This window comes from Thermodesulfovibrio hydrogeniphilus (assembly GCF_054657355.1).
This window is the reverse complement of sequence record NZ_BAAHYW010000001.1, coordinates 696,289-714,966: the sequence shown is the minus strand read 5'-3', so window position 1 is coordinate 714,966 and position 18,678 is coordinate 696,289. Positions and strand designations below refer to the sequence as shown.

Genomic DNA, 18,678 nt, shown 5'->3' with positions numbered 1-18,678 from the left:
TGACAGATAGGTGGAAGCCAGTAGCAAGCCGAAGGCGTTGCAACCTATTGTAATGACGAAAAATTTGGCAATGACAATTGAGAAACAATTAATTTTAAGTATTACTTAACTTTAAGGTGATATATGGTGATTAATACTTTTATAAAGTTGTATTTAAAAGAGTTTTTGAAAGTTTTTTTAATTTTAATCCTATCCTTGTCGTCTCTTCTTGCAATTACAGGTCTTATAGAAAAAATTGACGAGTTCGTGCCATATAATCCACCCACGAGTTTCTTTTTTCAGTATGCAGTTTTAAGTATTCCACGATACTTATTTTATCTTATACCCTTTGTCACATTAATAACTTCACTTTTTATCTTTTCAATGGGAGTTCGCAATAGAGAATTTTTAATCATCTCTGCATCTGGTGGAAAATTAAGAAATCTGCTTAAACCCTTTTTATTGCTTGGTATCATAATTGCCATATTTGGCTTTATTTTTGGAGAATTTATTCAGCCCGAATTTACAAAAAAATTAAACTCCATGATAGAGCAACTCTCTGCAAAAGGTAAGGCTCAGTTGGAAAAGGATATTTTTTTAAAAACAAAGGATGGTTCGGTGGTGAAAATTGGAAGCTTTTCGGAAAAAGAGAGGTTGGCTATGAATGTTAAGATATTCGTTATACAAAATAATGCCTTAGTAAAAACAGTTGAAGCTCAATATGCGGAAATTAAAGAAAATGATACATGGAAACTGAAGAATGTATCAGTATATGATTATGAAAAGGGCAAACAGGAAAAGCTTGAGACAATGAATTATCCAATAAAGGCTAAAATTTCTGCAGTTGCCTTTAAGGACATTAAGAAAATTGATGAGTTTGGTATTGCTGAGCTCTTGCAAAAGAGAAAAGAATTAAAGAGAGTTGGGCTTAGTAATCCAAAAATTGATACTGACATAAGCGGTAGATTATCTTACAACTTTGTTACATTCTTTATGATGATTTTAGGTATATCCCTACCTCTTGGTGCTTACGAAAAGTTTATCTTTCTTTTTTCAAAAACAAAAGATTCAAGAGGTGCGAGTGGAGCAATAACCGTTGGAATAGGCTTGTTGATAACCGTTTTTTATTGGGTTGTTTATTCTATCTTTATGGTGATCGGCTACTCAAAAATTCTACCTCCCTTTGTAGCTCCGTGGATAACCCCCCTTATTTTCGGACTGATTTCAATTAAGCTTTACTACAGCATAAGAGAATGAGCTTTTGCTGAAGAGATTATTTATTGATTCTATTTCCAACTACAAATATTCCACATTTGATTGTAAAAATTTATTGTAGAGAAGTTAAATTAATAGCATTTAAATCAATAGAGTCAATTTACCATCCTTGAGAATATACTTATAATCTGCTATCCTGCTAACTTGTTCTTTAAAATGAGATACGAGAATAATGGTAATTTTGTTTTTAAGAGATTTTAGGAGATTTTCTATTTCTAATTTATTTTTTTCATCAAGAGATGAGGTGGGTTCATCAAGGAGTAATATTTCTGGGTCGGAAATTAAAGCTCTTGCTATGCAAAGTCTTTGTTGTTGTCCTGTTGAAAGCTTAAGAGCGCTTTCATGTAGTCTGTCTTTTAATTCTGAGAATAGATTGGTTTTTACTAAAACATCTTGAACTTTTTGAGACATAATGCTTTTATCTCTAATATTACAAATTTTTAGGGGAAAAACTAAATTATCATAAATTGACATTGGAAGAGGATTTGGTATTTGAAATACCATTGCAATTTTTTTTCTTATATCTGAGATTTTAATGTTTTTTTCATTGATATTGAATGTCTTTCCATTTAAATTTATATATACATTTCCTTCACAATAACAGTCCTTTATTTCCTCCCAAAGCCTATTTATCGTAAATAGAAGAGTAGTTTTTCCTGCTCCTGATGGTCCTATTATAGCATTTATTTTATTTTCATAGAACTCAACATTAATATCTTTAAAAACAAATGTATTTGCATATTTAAAACTTAGATTATTAATAGATATCTTTATTTTATTCATCTTTACCTGATCATAAATAGTTTTTTTGCGGTCTTGCCAAGAAATTCTGATGCTGCAAATAAAATCAAACATAACACTAACAGCACAAAGGATGCCCCGAATACCTTTAAAAGCTCATCCTCTGTTCTGTATTCTGCCGATAAGAAAAATACATAATATGCAATTGATTCAAAGGGTTCAAAAACACTCTTTGGTATACCATAAAATATTACGCTACCAGTAAGCATAATAACAGCTACATCAGATATTACTCGAGCGCATGATAGTAATACTCCGCTAATAATCCCATGAATGGAATAAGGAAGAAGAACATAAAAAATATTTTGTATCTTTGAAGCGCCCATGGTAACTAATATTATTCTAATATTAAAAGGGATACTCTCTAAGGAAATTTGAGTTGCTCTTATGATATAAGGCAGGATAAGAAATACAAGAGACAGGCTTGATATAAAAAGACAAGGATAAATATTTCCATGGAAGTATTTATTTATAATAATCACCATTGATAGTCCAAAAAGCCCTATTATAATTGATGGAATTGAGGCAAGAATATCAAAAATGACATTTAAAAAAGTTTTTCTCTTTACATATTCTGATAGATAAATACCTGTAAAAATACCTAATGGCACAGCAATAATTAAAGTTAAAAATACAAGCAGAAAACTACCAATTAAAGCTGGATAAATTCCATCTATTACTGTTTTTTTCATAGTTAATGCATCAATTGCTCTCACATCACCGAAAAATAAACTTAGGGAAAGTGTATTAAATCCTTTAAAAAGAATATAAAATACAATACCTGATATGGAAAAGATAAATATGATAACACAAAGGTACATGAAAAAATTAATTAATCTCTCAATTAAGCGATTCAACTCAATCCCCTTTCTCGTGTTAAATGATAAATAATAGAAACATTAATTAATGTGATGGTATACAATATAATTCCTGCAAGATATATTGACCTGAACTCTAAGCTGTCTATATCAGAAGCTTTTACAAGGGCAATATGGGATGTTAAGGTTCTAACAGAGTCAGTAATTTTTGTTGGAAATTGTGGAGAATTACCTGCTACCATGAGTGCTATTAATGTATCTCCAATTGCCCTTGAAAGCCCTAAAGTCAAGCCTTTAAAGATACCGTTTTTTGAATTTGGAAGAATGACATATAGAAACTTTTGAATTCTATTTGCTCCCATTGAATCCATAGCTAAAACATAGCTTTGAGGTACAGCTTTAAAGGAATCAATAAAAATTAAAATCATTGTTGGTGCGATTAACATTGACAGAAGTAGGGAGGCTGTTAAAATTGAAAAACCCGAACCGATTTGAAAAAAATCCCTGAGTAATGGTATTAAAACAACAATGCCTATGAAACCGTAGATAACAGGGGGTATTGCTAAAGAGAACCTGATTAAATTTTTTAAGAAATTAGTAAGCAATCTATTTTTTATTAAAACAAAAAAGCCTGCGGTGCCTATACTTATTGGCAGGGAAAAAATCAATGCTAATATAGATATAATTACAGTTCCAATCAACATGGGAGCTATTCCATACAAGTCCATTTTAGGATTCCATGCACTTAAGAGAAAGGCAAAAAAATCACCCTTTTTAAAAATCGGAATTCCTAAGACAAAAAGAAAAAAGAATATAATAAATACTACTATAACACTTAAAAAAGTGGAGACAAACAAAATACTTTTAACAAATTTCTCAATCATTTGGCTGGAATCAAGCCATGTTTTGTAATTGTCTTTTTACCCAAATCTGAATAAAGAAGTCTGATAAAAGCAGCAGTAAGTGGTGAAACTTTTTCTTTTGTAACACTATAAAGACCTCTTGAAATTGTGTATTTTCCAGAAACAATATTTTCTATCGTAGGTTCTATGTTGTCAAAATATAAAGGTTTTACTGTTTTATCAACATATCCTACAGAAACATATCCTATAGCTGCAGTGTCCTTTGAAACTGCAACTTTCATTGCACCGTTTGAAGGCACAACAATAGCCTTAGGAGTAATAACACCTTTTTCAAGTCCCTTTGTCCAGAAGACTTCTCTTGTTCCACTGTCATCAGGTCTTGTATAAATATTGATTTGTCTGTCTATTCCACCTAATTCTTTCCAATTAGTTATCTTTCCGCTATATATATCCTTTAACTGTGCTTTAGTTAAATTCTTAATAGGATTGTTGGGATGGACAATAATTGCTATTCCATCCATAGCCCATCTGTAAACTTTCAATCCATATTTATTGATCTCATCTTGAGAAATTTCTCTTCCAGAGTTTCCAATATCAATTAATCCTTCACCAGCTTGTTTGATTCCAAGTCCTGAGCCACCACCAGCTATACTTATTTTGATATCAGGATATTTCTCCATGATTTGTTTTGCCAAATCTTCCATAACAGGAATATGAGCAGTGCCTCCAGCAATTCTGATAGTACCTTTAAGGTCCTTAAAGAGTTCCAAATCATCTGCAAAAACAGCATTGTTAGATAAAATCAATGAAATAAATAGAACAAAAAATAATAATTTTACCATAATTAAACCTCCATTTTGTTTTTGTGTATTATAAAAAACTGATATGATTTATTTTCAAATAGTTTTTATTTTTTTATTCAGCTTTACCAATAGATAAAACCTATAATAAAATTGGTAAGTTAAGAGGCATTATTAAAAATATTATAGATTTTTTGTTCTTTTATCTCAGCTTTACAGCTCAATTTAGATTTTTTTAAAATGATGTAAATTAAAAAATAAGGAGGATTCAAAAAATGCTTGAAATTGATATCCCAGGTTTTGGTTTTATTAGACTTCATCATTTTGTGACTGATTACACAGGTACTCTGTCTTTGGATGGTAAAATTTTACCGGGAGTAAGCGAGAGATTGAATAAAATTGCAGAGTTTTTAAAAGTTCATATTCTTACAGCTGATACATTTGGCATGGCAAGAGAAGAACTAAGAAATGTAAATTGCGAGATTCATGTTCTTGCAGGGAATAATATTGATATTCAGAAAGAAAAATTTGTTAAGATGCTGGGTTCAGAAAATGTTGTCGCTATTGGTAATGGAAAAAAATGACAGAAAAATGCTTGAAGTGGCAAAAATTGGCATTGTTGTTTGCCTTAATGAAGGATGTGCTATAGACGCAATTAAATCTGCTGATATTTTGGTGACCTCACCTTTAGATGCTTTTGATTTATTTTTAAATCCAAAAAGGCTTATTGCTACACTAAGATTTTAATTAAAACGCGTATACTAAAAGCTTGTTATTGTATTTTGTTCTTCTTTTTAATTACCGCAAAGAAATGAAAGCAATGGTATATAGAATGGGAGGATTTGGAGACAGCCTGCTTATTTATCCTGTTCTTGAGATTTTGTCAAAAAAGGGATATGATGTGACTGTATGGGGAAATCCAGATTATTTTACTCTTGCAAAAATAGTTGGCTTTTGCAATAAAACAACGATGTATGAGCCAAAGGAAAGCTTTGATGTGGAAATTATATTTTCTGCTAACTCTGAAATTTTTGCCCATCGTAATGTTTCAATATTTATTCCTCCCATACCAGAAGAAAGGATGTGGGTGGTTGATTGGTATTTGAAGAATTTGAAATTTGAAGGTGAATATTTTTCAAAACAATTGCCTTTAGCCCTATCTCAAAATCCTTCTAATAATCTTTGTATAGTTCATCCCGGAAGTGGCTCAAAGAAGAAAAATCCTAAGCCTGATTTTTTCCTTGCTTTGGAGAAAATTTTAAGAGAATTAAACTTAGAAGTGATTTACATATTAGGACCTGCAGAGAGAGAAATGCTGACAACTTATAAAAACAGCATATATCTTGAAGATTCTCTTTCAATTGCAGAAACTCTTTCTAAAGCCTCCCTTTATATTGGGCTTGACAGTGGAGTAAGTCATTTAAGTAGCTATATTGGTGTTCCTTCAATTGTAATTTTTGGACCATCAGACCCAGTTATTTGGCATCCAATTGGTGAGAGACTTTGGGTTATAAGAAATGAAAAATGTCCACCATGTTTTCCCAATGTTTGTAAAACTCGCGATTGCCTTAACACAGAGTTTTTACTTAATGAAATTGAAAAAATTTTGTTTGACATCCCTTGCTTTAAAGGGCAAAAATAAAATCTATGCAGAAAAAAGTAGAAATTCCAATCAAGGGCATGACATGTGCAGCCTGCGCTCAGGCTGTTCAGAGAGCATTAAGCAAGGTTGATGGAGTAGTCTCTGCATCAGTAAATCTTCTTACTGAAAAAGCCACTGTTGAAGCTACTGATGAACTGGATATCAAGAGACTTATAAGCATTGTGAGAGCAACTGGATATGATATTGGCAAAACATCCCTTTATCTTCAAATTGATGAACTTGACTCTGATATGGCAAGAATGCTCAAAGAAAAATTATCAAAAATTGAAGGTGTCATTGAAATAAAAGAGGACATCGTAGGCAAGACTGTTACAGTTGAATATATTCCGACAATTACAGGCGAAGAAAAGATTTTGTCCCATTTAAAATCCTTAGGCATAAAGGCTAAAAAATACAAGGATGTAACTACAGCTCAAGAGGAAAAAAGAAGGGAATTCACAAAACTTAAAAGAGACCTGATTCTTAGCCTAATTTTCACAATTCCTGTTTTTATGGGTAGCATGTTTCATGTTCCATTTTTTAAAGAGGGACTGATACAGTTTTTATTGACAACTCCTGTACAGTTTATTTTTGGAATGAGATTTCACAGACTTGCCTTTATTGCCCTTAAACATGGCTCAGCAAATATGAACAGTTTGGTCAGTCTTGGAACAAATGCAGCATACTTTTATAGCCTTTATTTGCTCTTTTTCACATCAGCTCATCAACATTTCTACTTTGAAACATCAGCAGTCATAATAACGCTAATATTGTTTGGAAGAACTCTTGAAGAGATGGCTAAAGCAAAGACTTCAGATGCAATACAAAAACTTCTTCAGATGCAACCTAAAAAGGCAACTGTTATAAGGGATGGCAAAGAGCAGGAAATTAGTATTGATGAGGTAATGCTCGGAGACATTGTTATTGTAAGGCAGTCTGAAAAAATTCCTGTTGATGGATTGATAATTGAAGGTTATGCAAGTGTAGATGAGTCAATGATAACAGGAGAACCTATTCCTGTTGATAAATCAGTAGGAGATAAAGTAATTGGAGGCACTATTGCCCTTTCAGGAGTATTAAAAATTCAAGCAACCGCTGTTGGTAAAGACTCTATGCTTAGTCAGATTATAAGGCTGATTCAGGAAGCTCAGACTGGAAAACCTCCTGTTCAAAGGCTTGCTGATAAGATTTCTGCAATTTTTGTCCCTGCAGTGCTTGCAGTAGCGATTTTAACATTTATAGGCTGGTTTGCATTAAAGAATGATATCTCACTGGCATTAAGCAATGCAATTTCAGTTCTTATAATTGCCTGCCCATGCGCACTTGGACTTGCAACTCCGACAGCTATAATGGTTGCAACAGGAAGGGCTGCAAAGGAAGGAATTCTTATAAGGAATGTAGAAAAACTTGAAGAGATTGGAAAAATTGAGATTCTCTTTTCAGATAAAACTGGCACACTCACTCAAGGAAAACCTGAAGTAATACATGTTGATTTCTTTGTCTCTGATAAAAAAGATATATTACATCTTTGTGCCTCAGCTGAAAAATACTCCGAACACCCGCTTGCAAAGGGAATTTTAAGGTATTGTATGCGAGAGGGTGTAAATGCATCAGAGTCATTAAGTTTTGAAGTCATTGCTGGTGGTGGAGTTATGGCAAATGTTATGGATTTAAAAGGAATTGAAAGAAAGGTTTTAATTGGAAGCGAAAAATTAATGTTAAGAAAGAATATTGAATTACCAGACATTTCATATTCAGAGCCTGCCACTTTTGTCTATGTTGCTGTTGATGGAGAGATAAAGGCTGTTTTTTATATATCTGACTTAATCAGAGAGGAAAGTTTTGAGACTATTAAGGAGATTCAGAAGTTAGGCATTGAAATAGCAATACTAACAGGTGATAATGAAAAAAATGCAATGGCAGTAGCTAAGAGATTGGGAATTGAAAAAATCTTTGCGGGATTGTTACCAAGTGAAAAGGCAAAAATTGTCAGGAATTTCAGAGTTGTTGAGAGGAAAATCGTTGCAATGATAGGAGATGGAATAAATGACGCACCAGCATTGGCTGAGGCAAATGTTGGAATTGCTATGGGAAGTGGAACAGACATAGCAATTTACACAGCAGATGTTACCCTTATAAGAGAAGGATTAAAGGGAGTGCCAAAATTGATAAAGCTAAGCAGACTAACTCTAAGGACAATTAAGGAAAATTTATTCTGGGCATTCATTTATAATATCATTGGTATTCCAATAGCTGCAGGAGTTCTTTATCTTTTTGGAGGTCCGCTTCTTAATCCCATGATAGCAGCCTTTGCTATGTCTTTAAGCTCAGTATCAGTTGTAAGCAATTCATTACGGCTAAGAAAAAGAAAAATGTGAATATGACAAATAAATTTTCAAGACACGCAAAAAGAAGGATAAAACTTTATAACATGGCTATCCATTAAAAATTGTATTCGTAATTGAGGAAAATGATATAATTGTTATAACAGCTTATCCTGTTAAGAAAGGAAGAATAAAATGAAAATTTATTATGATGCTGAAGTTGATGCTGCCTATATAAAACTGTCAGATAAAAATCCAACTGGTGTAATAGAAATTACTGAGGGACTAAATATTGATGTTACAGAAGAAGGTGAGATTGTTGGGATTGAAATATCGGATGCCATCTAAAAAATTTCCTATTAAATCTCTTTTTTCCTATGAGCTTGTTTCTGAAGCTTTATCAAGCAACAAATAATTTAAATTTTCTGTCCAAAAATTGGAGTATAATTTGAGCTTTTTTTACAGAAAATTTATTAGTCCGTCATTGAAAGGAACGACGAAGTAATCTTGATTTTTTATGAGATTGCGAGGGACCGCCAAGCCTTCGGTTTGCGACAGGATGCTCTCCTATCCGTCATTGCGAGGCATCCTTTAGGATGCCGAAGCAATCCCAGAGAAGGCTTCGCCTCCTTCGGAGGTTTGCGATGACAAAGTGGAGGATGAAAAGGCGAGATTACCTCGGGACTAAAGTCCCTCGCAATGACGAAAAAAGCTTTTGCAACGACATTTGAGAATCTATTAACTTAAATTTTATGGAGGAGGAAATGGAGGAAATTTTTAGGGCGGTTGTTCTTGGAATTATTCAGGGAATTACAGAGTTTTTACCAATAAGTAGCACCGCTCACCTTGTTATTACTCCCTGGATTTTTGGATGGTCAGGCACAGTGAACTCATTAAGTTTTGACATTGCTGTTCATGTTGGAACACTTTTTTCCCTTCTTTACTGCTTTTGGAAAGACTGGATAGATATTCTTCTGAAAGACAGAAAAATGCTTGCATATTTAATAATTGGCACTATTCCTGCTGGTTTGGCTGGAGTTGCCTTTCATGATGTTATAGAGACAGAGCTTAGGAATCCAATGATTATTGTTTTTACCCTTGTTTTTGTAGGAATTTTAATGCTTGTGGCAGAAAAGGTTGGAAAAAGACAAAGGACTAAAGTTGGGCTTTCAGATGCAATAGTCATAGGAACAGCTCAGGCAATAGCTTTAATTCCTGGGGTTTCTCGTTCAGGAATAACAATTACAGCAGGACTTTTTAAAGGGCTTGACAGAGCCTATGCTGCAAAATTTTCTTTTTTGCTTTCAACTCCTGCAATTGCAGGTGCTGCATTTCTTGATTTTTACAAATCAATGAAAATCGGGCTTCATCACGATTATTCACTTTTTTTTGTAGGCTTTGTCTCAGCTGCGATAACAGGTATAATTGCAATTAAATTTCTGCTTAACTTTCTGAAAAAATATCCCCTTAACATTTTCATTTACTACAGATGGGTTTTAGCAGGAGTGATTTTTTTGTTATATTTCTTTAGAGGCTGATGAAGAAAAAGACAATTTATAAGAAGCCTTCAAAGCTAAAGGTAAAAAATACTGAAAAGAATATTGAAAGGGCAAGTTTATCAGGCAGAGACATATTTAAGTCTATTTTAATTATTGCCTCTGCTGTTTATCTTGCTGTTAGTCTCGGAAGCTACAATCTTTTAGACCCTTCTTTTTTTACCTACTCAAACTCATCGCCGTCAAACTATGGTGGAATTATTGGCTCATATATTTCTGATTTGTTGTTCAGCATCTTTGGAGTGGCTGCTTTTTTGATACCACTTTTGCTTGTTTATTTGGGAATAAGAATTTTTCTTGGGTATTCACAGAGATTGTTTAATCTTATCTTCTGGATTACCCTCTCATTTTCCCTCGCAGTTATGCTGGAGCCTTTGAGAAAAATATTAGAGACTTACAAAAAACTGCCAGAGGGTCTTTCGTGGATTGCTTATCATTTAAGCGAAAAATATATATCAACAGTAGGCACATATTTGCTATGGGGAGCTATTGCAATAGCCTCAGTATTATTATCAAAAACTGAGGTCCTGAAGAAGGAAAAGCCAGAAATTAAACCCGAGCCTTCCCAAGAGGATGATATACGAATTTTAAAGGTTTCCAAAACTGAAGAACTCGCAAAAGAGCCAAATATAAGGCAGTTAAAAGACAAGCCTGTAAAAGAGATTATTCAAGAGCCTGCAGAATCTGAGAGAGTAGAGAAAGATGGTTTCTTGCTTCCACCTCTAAAATTGCTTAAAATTGAAAAATCTGAAGCTTCTATATCTAAGGATGAGATTATAACTTCTGCAAGAAGGATTGAGGAAAGACTGGCAGAGTTTGGAATTCATGGAACAGTTAAAGAGGTTCATCCCGGTCCAGTAGTCACAATGTATGAGTTTGAGCCTGCCAGCGGAATAAAGCTAAGCAAAATTGTAACTTTAAGTGATGACCTTGCCCTTACTCTCAAGGCTCAAAGTATCAGAATTTATCCAATTCCTGGAAAGTCAACCATTGGTATAGAAGTTCCAAACAGAAAAAGAGAAGTTGTATGGCTTGGAGAAATCATTGCTTCAGATGTGTATCAGAAAAGCATTTCACATCTTACACTTGCATTAGGAAAAGATATTTACGGGAATCCTGTTGTGACAGACCTTGCGAAAATGCCACATCTTCTTGTTGCAGGTGCAACAGGTTCAGGAAAAAGCGTTTGTTTAAATACCATGATATTGAGCCTTCTTTACAAGGCAACTCCAGATAATGTAAGGCTGATTTTAATTGATCCAAAGATGCTTGAGCTTTCATCGTATGAAAATATTCCTCATCTTATGTCTCCTGTTATAACTGATCCAAAAGAGGCATCAGATGCTTTAAAGAAGGTAATCGTTGAGATGGAAAGAAGGTACAAGCATCTTGCATCAAGGGGTTTCAGAAATATTCAAAGCTATAATCAATCGGTGAGTGATGAAGAGAAAATGCCTTATGTTGTAGTTATAATTGACGAATTTGCTGATTTAATGTTTACAGCACCAACAGATGTTGAGCAAGCTGTTACAAGAATTGCCCAAATGGCAAGGGCATCTGGAATACATTTGGTAATAGCCACTCAAAGACCAAGCGTTGATGTTATAACAGGCATAATAAAGGCAAATTTTCCAGCGAGGATAGCTTTTCAGGTGAGTTCAAGAATTGACTCAAGGACGATATTAGACACACAGGGTGCGGAAAAGCTTCTTGGGATGGGAGATATGCTTTTTATGGTTTCTGGCGTTAAAATGATGCGTGTTCACGGAGCTTATGTAAGTGAGGAAGAGGTAAAAGCTGTTACAGATTATCTTCGTAATCAAGGGAGCCCTGATTACTCGGTGTTTGAATCAATTCAGTTGCCTGTTGAAAAGAAGGAAAATGGAAAGTCAGATAATCTTGAAAGGGATGAACTTTATGAACAGATTATTGATTACGCCTCACAGGTTGGAGAAATATCAATTTCCTTGATTCAGAGAAAGTTTAAGATAGGCTATAACCGTGCAGCAAGGATAATGGATTTGCTTGAAGAGGATGGACTTGTTGGTCCTCCTCAAGGAGCGGGTAAGCCAAGAAAATTTTTAGGCAAAAATTTTTAAAAAAAACTTGCATTTTTTTAAGACTTTGTGATAATATAAAAATTGTCTGGTGGCGATACCGGCGGGGAAACACCCGTTCCCATTCCGAACACGGAAGTTAAGCCCGCCAGGGCCGATGATACTATGACCGCGAGGTCATGGGAAAGTAGGTCGCCGCCAGGCAATTTTTTATCAATAACCAAATCCTCAATTCCAAAAATCCTAAAATCTTAAATCTTACTTTTTTATTTAGCCCTTGGATGACGCTTTAAATATTCTTTCTTTAGCCTATCCATTGAAACCTTCGTGTAGATTTGCGTTGTTGATATATCACTGTGTCCAAGCATTTTTTGTAAAGACCTCAAATCTGCACCTCCTTCAAGTAGATGAGTTGCAAAGGAGTGTCTTATCATGTGAGGTGTGACTTCAACATTAGCAAGCTTTCCCATAGCTTTCAAGTTCTGCCAGAATCTTTGTCTTGTCATAGGCTCGCCTCTGTTGTTTAAAAACAGGTAATCGGAGGCTTTTTTCTTTAAGAGCTTTGGTCTGAGCTCCAGCATGTATTTTTTTATTCTTTCAATGGTTCTCTGTGCGACAGGAATAACTCTTTCTTTGTCTCCTTTGCCTTTTACCTTGATAAATCCAGCCTCAAAATTTACGTCACCTAATCGTAACTTTACAAGTTCGCTTACTCTCAAACCAGAAGCATACATGAGTTCAAGCATAGCGATATCCCTGAGGAAATATTTACTTTCCAGAAAAACTGCAAGTAACTTTTTTACATCCTCCACATTTAGAGCCTTAGGAAGTCTGAGCCAGATCTTTGGAGATTTTAGCCCCTCTGTTGGGTCATGGCTAATATTACCCTCAAAAATTAAATATCTAAAAAACTGTTTAATTGACGAAAGGATTCTCGCAACTGATGCACTACTGTATCCTTTTTCCTTAAGTATTAAAAGATATTGAACAATATCGTCCTTTTTGCAGTTAAATGCAGAAACTTGCTGGTTTTCAAGATATTTGAGAAATGCCTTTATATCGTTTTCATAAGATTTTACTGTGTTTATTGAAAGACCTTTTTCTGTGATGCTGTAATCAAGAAACTTTTTGAGAACTTTTTCTTCCATTATTCATTAATTCTTCTATGCCAATGTGGGAGCGAAGCATTTCATAAAAAATTTTGGCAAGCTTAAGTAAATTTTCTGTATCAGCCTTGTTGTAGGAAATTAATCTCTCAATACTCTCAGAATTTCCCTTAATGTAAGCTTTCCAAAGCTTAACCGCATCGTATCCATTTAATCCTTTTAGCTCTTCGTTTCTTTCAATCAAAAAAAGATTTTCAAGTTTTTTTAGCCCGCCTTGAATTCCTAATCTTTTACCGGCAAAGTAGAGGTCAAAATGCGGTAGATGGTCAATTTGTAGTTTTGGAAACTGTTTTTTTAGAAAAGGTATATCAAAGACGCTTCCATAGAATGTGATTACATACTTATAGTTATTTAAAGCCTCCTGTAGATTCTCTGATGTCAGGTTTTCATTTCTTATTAAAGCTTGATATCCCTTGACCGAATACAAGCCTACAATTGTTACATATCCACCTTTTTCTAATGTAAATCCGTTGGTTTCAATATCAATACATACAGCGTCATTTATAAATTCTGAGAAAAGTCGCCAGTGTTCCATTTTTTTTAGGTTTTTTGAGAAAAAATTGCAGTCTATTTGATTTAAGGCATCAGTTGCTTTGTATAAAAATTCGTCATAAAATCGTTTTCTTTCTCTGTCAATATCTAATACTTCACTACAGCAAAAAAAATCTTCCCATGAGAGGATTCCTTCTCTCCAGAGTCTTTTCTCCCTTTTCTCTCCTATGCCTTCAAGAATTAAAAATGTGTTTTTAATCATACCTTATTATATCGCAATTTGCAAGACAAGGAAAAGAAAAAAATAAAGATAGAAACTCGTCACTACGAGGGTGTCCCTCTCATCGTCATTGCGAGCGAAGCGAAGCAATCTCGTCTTTTTTCCTTTCAATAAAGCCTTATTAGAGACTGCTTCGCCCCAGATTGTCACGCTATCGCTCGCAACAGGGGGCTCGCAGTGACGAGTGTCTATCTCTATTTTTTCGAATAAGGCTGAATTTGAAAGATTATGCATATTTTATGATATAGTATGAATTTTTATAGACAAATATTACATTGCCTACAAAAACCCTTCAGACTGTGCTACATAGCCCCTGAAATAGGGATTATGCAACAGTAAGTCTTCTGCCTTACTATTGAGGCAGTTTACTCGCTCCATGCTTGATAAAAACTTATTTATCAAAACATGAAGGACAGACTTCTTGCTTTTGTAAACGCTAAATTCCTTCAGAGAACTTCTCTGAAGCAGGTTTCTTGAATGCGTTTACATCAGCATGAAGTCTGGTATTGCACATCCTGCATTTAAATTCACTCTGTGTTGTTCTGTTTTTCTTATCTACATATCCACACACTGAACATGTCTGAGAACTATATGCAGAATTTACATATTCTATTTCTATGCCGTATCTTTCTTCTAAGTCTTTTAGTTTTTGCGTTATTAGAGATTCCCCAAACCAACCAAGTAATCTATTCATTCTTCTTGAAAGCATAGATTTCTGAAAATTCAGTTTTTCAACCACTATCTTTGCAGGCTTATATATTGATATTATCCTATTTAAGCATCTGTTTATCTCATTTTTTAAAAATTCTTTAAATTCTCTAACTCTTCTGTCATATCTTTTACTCCTTGTCTTCAATCCTTGCCTTTGCCTGTTTGAAGCTAAAGTCGTTATTCTTCTATCATAATATTTCAATTTGTCTATAAACTGCCTTCCAAATAAATCCCCTCTGTCTGTCACAAACAGAGTTGATAGTCCTAAATCTATTGCTATAACAGGTGTCTCAGGTATGTATTCCTCTTTTTCAATTTCTTTCATAAATGAAATTTTTTAATTTCCATGTCTGTCTAAGTTAATCTGACAAAAGTTTTTTCTTTTTCCCTTTATACTTTCCCAATAGCTGTTACTTTTAAGTGGAATATAAATAGGATTACCCTTTTGTATAGTTGACAGTCTTATCCAATAGTCAAATTCTTTTGCTTTATCAGGTTCTTTTTCTTTTATCAATGCTACTTTGCTGTCAAGTTGCATATTGATATGGCTAAAGGAAGGTTTCCTATGTTTCTTCATTATATGTTTAAATATCTTTCTTGCAAGCTTTAATTCACTTTCTGTAACTGTTATTCTTGTCTTTACCAGAGAAAACTCTCCTTTTGCAAACCAAAACTTATAAGCATTAATTAACAAAAGTTTTCTTTTTATATCATTAGATAAACTGCTGTTTACTACAACCTCAACAAAATCATTTTGTCTGTTACTTATATAAGATTTAAGAACACTTACTACTTGATACTGACATGTCTGTTTATATCTTTCAGAAAGCGATGATTGAATATGTTTTGTATTTGCATTTTTGTTAAACTGCATTGTCGTAAAAAATAAAAACCATTGGTAGTTTGCTAAATCCTGTGCAGTTTGTATGTATGCTTTTAAAGTATATATAACTTTTTCTATTTTATTTTTATTAGCATAATGATTAAGAGGATATGTTTTTGTCATCTTTTGTCAATTCCTGTATAATTTTTTCAGTTTTTCTTTTACACCTTCTCTGTCCATAAAGTCTTGCACAAAAAGAAGTAATAATGGATACTAAATCCTCTAATAAATCTTCCTTACCATTCTCTGTTTCATTAACTACTTCTATATCTCTGCCATAAACATTAAGCAATTCTTTAAAAGCATTAAAACCAAACCTTGTAAATCTATCTTTATGTTCTACTACTATTAACTGAATGGATTTATCTTTTAACAATTCAATCCACTGTTTCCTTGTGTCACTTACACCAGAACCAATTTCTGTTATTACTTTTGCCACTTTATATCCTTTCGCAGCACAATAATCTAATAACCTTTTCTTTTGAGTCTCTAAATTGCTTTTGTTTTCAGACGAAGAAACTCTACAATAAATTGCTACTCTTTTCTCTGTATCAGGTAATTCTTCTTTTACAATAATAGTTCCTGTATGTGTCTGATAAGCATTAAGCTTGCCTTGCTTAAACCAACGCCATGCAGTCCTATAACTTATCCCTAATTTCTTTGCGTATTCTGATAACTTCATAACAATATTTTAACATTTTTGGCTATAATTGCCAACAATATAATTAAAGTTTTATAATACTTGAATTTGAAGAAATAAGCACTTGATAGGAAGGTGATAAAACATGTCTAAAGTAAAAGAAATAAAATCCGCAATTGAATCTTTATCTGAAAAGGAGTATATTCGCCTTAGAAAATGGTTTTTTGAAAGAGATTGGAAAAAGTGGGATAACAAAATTGAGTCAGATTCTAAGTCAGGTAGACTTAATTTCCTAATTGAAGAAGCCTTATATGAAAAAGAAAGAGGTAGCTTAAAAGAAATTTAATGCACAGAGCTACTACTTGTTTCTGGAAATATTTTGAAAACTTACTGGAATCAATTCAAATTATAGCAAAACAAAACTTTGAACTGCTTAAAACTAATCCAAACCATCCATCTCTTCATTTTAAAAAAAGTTGGCAAATTTTGGTCAGTGAGAATTGGAATTCATTACAGAGCTCTTGCTATTGATGATAATATATATTTGGGTGTGGATTGGCACTCATGACGAATATGAGAAAATGATTAAAGAAAACAAATAAAAGATGGAAATTGTAAGAACCCTTTTATTTGGTGAAGGAATTTTTGAGACAATACTATGGAGAGGAAGGACAAAGAGGCTAAAAAGGCACTATGTCAGACTTAAGGCTTCTGCAGAATTTTTGGGACTTCCTTGTCCTGATTTTGAAGATTTTTGCTCTGCAATTGAGGAAAAAGTAGGAGATAGAAAGAATCTTTATGTTAAGTTTTGTTTGCTGTCAAAGGGAGACTTGCTTTACTATTCAAATCCACAAGACTATGATGTTATTGTGCTTGAAAAGGAGCTTGCTCCAAATTTTGCTCCGAAAAAGCTTTGCCTTTCATCTATAAAAAGGCACAGTAAAAGTCCTGTGATTTATCACAAAACTATGAATTATTTACCAAATATTCTTGTAAAAAGGGAAGCTTTAAGTAATGGTTTTGATGATGCAGTAATTCTTAATGAAAATGATGAGATTACTGAGTGTTCTGCATCTAATATTTTGATAGTGAAACAAGACAAGCTTCTTACTCCTGCAAAGGAATGCGGTCTTTTATTAGGCACAACAATGCAGATTTTGATTGAAAAAATGGGAGTAAAGGAGCAGAGGCTAAAGTTAAAAGACATTTATGAGGCATCTGCTATTTTTATAACAAATAGTTTAATGGGTGCAACTGCAGTTTCCCGTTTTATGGATAAGGAATTTAAAATAGATGAAGATTTTCTTAAAATTCTTAATTCTGCAATTGATGAGGAGAACTTATAGGTAAATGCTTGTTCTTTGTGGGAATTGGCTTGGGAAGGAAGGATTTTACGAGGCAGATATTGAGTATTTTAGATTTTATAGCTCTTTGGATGAGATAGAAAATATTGAGCCACTAAGTTTTGCAGTTTTTTCCTATGATCTGTCAGGAGAAAGTTTAAATTTAAATATAAAAAAATCCAAATTGCCTGCTGTGATACTCTTGAAAATTCGGAATCTTAGGAAAATTAGGCAAATAAAAAACTCATACACCCTGAAGCCTTTAAGTAGCTCTATGAATGATTCTGATTTTATTGAAGGCATATTGAAGATAAAAATGCTTATAGAAGAAGGCACTGTTTATCAGATTAATTTAACAAACAGATTTGACTTTGAGTTTTTGGGAGACAGTCTTTCTTTATTTTTTAATTTTTACAGATCTCAGCCAGTGCCCTATGCATTTTATTTAAGGCTTGATGATTTTTTCTTAATCTCAGGCTCAATGGAGCTTTTTCTTGAGAGAGTTGGCAGTATTATTACAAGCAAGCCAATAAAGGGAACAGCTAATACAAGAAAGTTCCTTGAAAATAGTTTGAAAGACAAGGCTGAAAACCTCATGATTACAGATATGATGCGAAATGACATAGGAAGAATAGCTAAAATTGGCAGTGTTACAGTTCCGGAGCTTTTTAAAATAACAAAATATAAAACTCTTTATCAGATGCATTCTACAGTTCAGGCACATACAGAGAAAAGCTTGATTGAAATACTTAAAGCAACTTTTCCTCCTGCCTCTGTAACAGGTGCTCCAAAGAGAAAGGCTGTCCAAATGATTGATACTCTTGAGTCACATCCAAGAAGTTACTACTGCGGATGTGCAGGATTGATAAAAAATGAGACAGATTTTACACTGTCTGTGCTTATACGAACAGCAGTAGGCTATTGCTCAAAACTTTCATACTATGCAGGATGTGGAATTGTATGGGACTCTGTACCTGAAAGAGAACTTGATGAACTATATCTTAAGATGAAAGCGTTCTACAGTAGAACGAATTTTTAATTTTTAGTT

20 protein-coding genes, 1 rRNA gene and 1 pseudogene are annotated in these 18,678 nt (G+C 33.6%); 13 read left to right on the top strand and 9 right to left on the bottom strand.

Going from position 1 to position 18,678, the window contains the following annotated elements:
- The first annotated feature begins 123 nt into the window (after positions 1–123).
- Positions 124–1,236 carry an LptF/LptG family permease gene (locus ACYQ3P_RS03660; RefSeq protein WP_460176594.1) on the top strand — a complete coding sequence of 371 codons (1,113 nt, stop codon included), beginning with the start codon at positions 124–126 and terminating at the stop codon, positions 1,234–1,236.
- A gap of 99 nt (positions 1,237–1,335) precedes the next feature.
- On the opposite strand, the gene ACYQ3P_RS03655 is transcribed toward ACYQ3P_RS03660, so the two are convergent.
- Genes ACYQ3P_RS03655 through ACYQ3P_RS03640 form a run of 4 tightly spaced genes read right to left on the bottom strand, consistent with a single transcriptional unit; the run spans position 1,336 to position 4,578 of the window.
- Positions 1,336–2,037: a phosphate ABC transporter ATP-binding protein gene (locus ACYQ3P_RS03655; protein WP_460176593.1), complete on the bottom strand. Its 702-nt coding sequence runs from the start codon at positions 2,035–2,037 to the stop codon at positions 1,336–1,338.
- A 2-nt stretch (positions 2,038–2,039) separates the two neighbouring features.
- A complete protein-coding gene (locus tag ACYQ3P_RS03650; protein WP_460176592.1) occupies positions 2,040–2,876 on the bottom strand; it encodes a PstA family ABC transporter permease in 837 nt (278 codons plus the stop codon).
- 32 nt (positions 2,877–2,908) lie between these two features.
- Positions 2,909–3,757, bottom strand: coding sequence for a PstC family ABC transporter permease (locus ACYQ3P_RS03645; RefSeq protein ID WP_460176591.1), 849 nt, complete (start codon positions 3,755–3,757; stop codon positions 2,909–2,911).
- A complete protein-coding gene (locus ACYQ3P_RS03640) occupies positions 3,754–4,578 on the bottom strand; it encodes a phosphate ABC transporter substrate-binding protein (protein WP_460176590.1) in 825 nt (274 codons plus the stop codon). The genes ACYQ3P_RS03645 and ACYQ3P_RS03640 overlap by 4 nt, the downstream gene beginning before the upstream one ends.
- 233 nt (positions 4,579–4,811) lie before the next feature.
- On the opposite strand from ACYQ3P_RS03640, the gene ACYQ3P_RS03635 reads away from it, so the two are divergent.
- The 8 genes from ACYQ3P_RS03635 (at position 4,812) to rrf (ending at position 12,319) form a co-directional block, all read left to right on the top strand.
- On the top strand, positions 4,812–5,120 hold the full coding sequence (locus tag ACYQ3P_RS03635; RefSeq protein WP_460176589.1) for a hypothetical protein: 309 nt from the start codon (positions 4,812–4,814) through the stop codon (positions 5,118–5,120).
- Complete coding sequence (locus tag ACYQ3P_RS03630) at positions 5,107–5,283, top strand: hypothetical protein (protein ID WP_460176588.1); 177 nt, start codon at positions 5,107–5,109, stop codon at positions 5,281–5,283. The genes ACYQ3P_RS03635 and ACYQ3P_RS03630 overlap by 14 nt, the downstream gene beginning before the upstream one ends.
- A gap of 64 nt (positions 5,284–5,347) precedes the next feature.
- Positions 5,348–6,178 carry a glycosyltransferase family 9 protein gene (locus ACYQ3P_RS03625; RefSeq protein WP_460176587.1) on the top strand — a complete coding sequence of 277 codons (831 nt, stop codon included), beginning with the start codon at positions 5,348–5,350 and terminating at the stop codon, positions 6,176–6,178.
- A gap of 5 nt (positions 6,179–6,183) precedes the next feature.
- Entirely contained in the window at positions 6,184–8,556 is a 2,373-nt protein-coding gene (locus ACYQ3P_RS03620; RefSeq protein WP_460176586.1) for a heavy metal translocating P-type ATPase, read from the top strand.
- A 141-nt stretch (positions 8,557–8,697) separates the two neighbouring features.
- Positions 8,698–8,850 (top strand): DUF2283 domain-containing protein, encoded by a 153-nt coding sequence (locus tag ACYQ3P_RS03615; RefSeq protein WP_460176585.1) that lies wholly within the window; start codon positions 8,698–8,700, stop codon positions 8,848–8,850.
- A 416-nt stretch (positions 8,851–9,266) separates the two neighbouring features.
- Entirely contained in the window at positions 9,267–10,040 is a 774-nt protein-coding gene (locus ACYQ3P_RS03610; protein ID WP_460176584.1) for an undecaprenyl-diphosphate phosphatase, read from the top strand.
- On the top strand, positions 10,040–12,157 hold the full coding sequence (locus ACYQ3P_RS03605) for a DNA translocase FtsK (protein ID WP_460176583.1): 2,118 nt from the start codon (positions 10,040–10,042) through the stop codon (positions 12,155–12,157). The genes ACYQ3P_RS03610 and ACYQ3P_RS03605 overlap by 1 nt, the downstream gene beginning before the upstream one ends.
- 45 nt (positions 12,158–12,202) lie before the next feature.
- A 5S ribosomal RNA gene (gene rrf, locus ACYQ3P_RS03600) occupies positions 12,203–12,319 on the top strand.
- A gap of 62 nt (positions 12,320–12,381) precedes the next feature.
- Here the strand turns inward: rrf and xerD are convergent.
- The 5 genes from xerD to ACYQ3P_RS03575 all read right to left on the bottom strand — a co-directional run bounded on the left by xerD (position 12,382) and on the right by ACYQ3P_RS03575 (position 16,329).
- Positions 12,382–13,263, bottom strand: coding sequence for a site-specific tyrosine recombinase XerD (gene xerD / locus ACYQ3P_RS03595; protein WP_460176582.1), 882 nt, complete (start codon positions 13,261–13,263; stop codon positions 12,382–12,384).
- Complete coding sequence (locus ACYQ3P_RS03590; protein ID WP_460176581.1) at positions 13,232–14,035, bottom strand: ribonuclease H-like domain-containing protein; 804 nt, start codon at positions 14,033–14,035, stop codon at positions 13,232–13,234. Before ACYQ3P_RS03590 ends, xerD begins: the two co-directional genes overlap by 32 nt.
- Positions 14,036–14,489: 454 nt before the next feature.
- Positions 14,490–15,089: an RNA-guided endonuclease TnpB family protein gene (locus ACYQ3P_RS03585; protein ID WP_460176580.1), complete on the bottom strand. Its 600-nt coding sequence runs from the start codon at positions 15,087–15,089 to the stop codon at positions 14,490–14,492.
- Positions 15,090–15,101: 12 nt separating this feature from the next.
- On the bottom strand, positions 15,102–15,770 hold the full coding sequence (locus ACYQ3P_RS03580; RefSeq protein ID WP_460176579.1) for a hypothetical protein: 669 nt from the start codon (positions 15,768–15,770) through the stop codon (positions 15,102–15,104).
- Positions 15,748–16,329, bottom strand: coding sequence for an IS607 family transposase (locus ACYQ3P_RS03575; protein WP_460176578.1), 582 nt, complete (start codon positions 16,327–16,329; stop codon positions 15,748–15,750). Before ACYQ3P_RS03575 ends, ACYQ3P_RS03580 begins: the two co-directional genes overlap by 23 nt.
- A gap of 103 nt (positions 16,330–16,432) precedes the next feature.
- Here ACYQ3P_RS03575 and ACYQ3P_RS03570 point away from each other — a divergent pair, with 103 nt between their 5' ends.
- The 4 genes and pseudogenes from ACYQ3P_RS03570 to ACYQ3P_RS03555 all read left to right on the top strand — a co-directional run bounded on the left by ACYQ3P_RS03570 (position 16,433) and on the right by ACYQ3P_RS03555 (position 18,669).
- Complete coding sequence (locus ACYQ3P_RS03570; RefSeq protein WP_460176577.1) at positions 16,433–16,633, top strand: hypothetical protein; 201 nt, start codon at positions 16,433–16,435, stop codon at positions 16,631–16,633.
- Positions 16,633–16,889, top strand: a pseudogene (locus ACYQ3P_RS03565) (ParE family toxin-like protein). Before ACYQ3P_RS03570 ends, ACYQ3P_RS03565 begins: the two are co-directional and overlap by 1 nt.
- Before the next feature lie 3 nt (positions 16,890–16,892).
- Positions 16,893–17,633 (top strand): aminotransferase class IV, encoded by a 741-nt coding sequence (locus ACYQ3P_RS03560; protein ID WP_460176576.1) that lies wholly within the window; start codon positions 16,893–16,895, stop codon positions 17,631–17,633.
- A 4-nt stretch (positions 17,634–17,637) separates the two neighbouring features.
- Entirely contained in the window at positions 17,638–18,669 is a 1,032-nt protein-coding gene (locus ACYQ3P_RS03555) for a chorismate-binding protein (protein WP_460176575.1), read from the top strand.
- Positions 18,670–18,678: the final 9 nt, after the last annotated feature.